Genomic DNA, 1,818 nt, shown 5'->3' with positions numbered 1-1,818 from the left:
GGGGGTTTCCCCTGGGGGCCGCCCTCGGCCCGCACCCACCCGGGGGGGGGGGGCGGGGGGGGCCCCGCCCCGCGCACGCCCCCCCCCCGGGGTTGGGGGGCGGGCGCTTCCGGTGCGCGCGGGCGGTCGCCTCAGCTCGGGCGGCCGAGGGCGCGGTAGGTCCAGCCGGCGGCGCGCCAGGCTTCGGCGTCCAGGACGTTGCGGCCGTCGAGGAGGCGGCGCTCGGCGACCACGGCGCCGAGTTCGGCCGGGTCCAGCTCGCGGAACTCGGACCACTCGGTGAGGTGGAGGACGACGTGGGCGCCCTCGGCGGCCTCCAGCGCGGAGTGGGCGTAGGTGAGCGACGGGAACATCTTGCGGGCGTTGTCCACGGCCTTGGGGTCGTAGACGGTGACCTGGGCGCCCTGGAGCTGGATCTGGGCGGCCACGTTGAGGGCGGGGGAGTCCCGGATGTCGTCCGAGTCGGGCTTGAAGGAGGCGCCGAGGACGGCGACCCGGCGGCCCAGGAAGCCGTCGCCGCACTGCTCGCGGGCCAGCTCGACCATCCGGGAGCGGCGCCGCATGTTGATCGAGTCGACCTCGCGCAGGAAGGTCAGCGCCTGGTCGGCGCCGAGCTCGCCGGCCCGGGCCATGAACGCGCGGATGTCCTTGGGCAGGCAGCCGCCGCCGAAGCCGAGGCCGGAGTTGAGGAACTTGCCGCCGATCCGCTCGTCGTAGGCGAGTGCCTTGCTGAGCTGGGTGACGTCCGCGCCGGCCGCCTCGCAGACCTCGGCCATCGCGTTGATGAAGGAGATCTTGGTGGCCAGGAAGGAGTTGGCGGCCGCCTTGACCAGCTCGGCGGTCGCGTAGTCGGTGACCATGAACGGCACCCCGGCCGCGATCGGCTCCGCGTACACCTCGCGCAGCACCCGCTCGGCCCGCTCGCTCTGGGCGCCGACCACGATCCGGTCCGGCCGCAGGGTGTCCCGCACGGCGAAGCCCTCGCGCAGGAACTCCGGGTTCCAGGCCAGTTCGGCGCCCTCGCCGACCGGCGCCAGCGCTGCCAGCCGCTCGGCCAGCCGGGCCGCCGAGCCGACCGGGACGGTCGACTTGCCGACCACCAGGGCGGGGCGGGTCAGGTACGGCGCGAGCTGGTCGATCGCGGTGTCGACGTACGACATGTCGGCCGCGAACTCGCCCTTGCGCTGCGGGGTGTTGACGCAGACGAAGTGCACGTCGCCGAACTCGGCGGCCTCCTGGGCGGAGGTGGTGAAGCGCAGCCGACCGGTCGAACCCTCGTGCCCCGCGACGTGCTTGAGCAGCAGTTCGGACAGCCCGGGCTCGTACATCGGGACGCGGCCGGCGGTCAGCATGGCGATCTTGTCGGGGTCGACGTCCAGACCCAGCACCTCGAAGCCGAACTCGGCCATCGAGGCGGCGTGCGTGGCGCCGAGGTAGCCGGTGCCGATCACGGAGATGCGGAGGGTCACGGGTTCTCCTTGGATGCGGACGCGACCAGTACGGATGCCCTGATGCTATCCGCCCGCCGGGGGCGCACCGGGATCGCCTGCACGCCCGAGGGGGCCGCTGGACGCTAGGCAGCCGCAGGTCGGCGCCCTAGGATCTCTACTGAACGGTAGTTAACCGCGGATTCGACTCGCACCCGGGCGTCGATCGGACCTCGCCCGGGCGTCGGTCACTGAACGACGAGGCAGGCATCATGGCGGGCAGCGCAGGGGCGGCTGACTTCGATCTCTTCCGGATCTCCGAGGAGCACGGGATGCTCCGTGAGGCGGTGCGTTCGCTGGCCGAGGCGAAGATCGCTCCGTTCGCGGCGGA

The 1,818-nt window shown here is 73.1% G+C and carries 1 protein-coding gene and 1 pseudogene; one reads left to right on the top strand and one right to left on the bottom strand.

Features of this window, described 5'->3' with window-relative positions; translation table 11 throughout:
* Window positions 1-131 precede the first annotated feature (131 nt).
* Window positions 132-1,469 (bottom strand): UDP-glucose/GDP-mannose dehydrogenase family protein, encoded by a 1,338-nt coding sequence (locus tag AB0E96_RS40800; RefSeq protein ID WP_359831866.1) that lies wholly within the window; start codon window positions 1,467-1,469, stop codon window positions 132-134.
* Window positions 1,470-1,699: 230 nt separating this feature from the next.
* Here AB0E96_RS40800 and AB0E96_RS40795 point away from each other — a divergent pair.
* Window positions 1,700-1,818, top strand: a pseudogene (locus tag AB0E96_RS40795) (acyl-CoA dehydrogenase); the annotation flags it as partial.

Origin of the sequence: Kitasatospora sp. NPDC036755, assembly GCF_040636595.1 — a bacterium.
GTDB lineage: Bacteria > Actinomycetota > Actinomycetes > Streptomycetales > Streptomycetaceae > Kitasatospora.
This window is presented reverse-complemented; position numbering and strand designations above follow the sequence as displayed.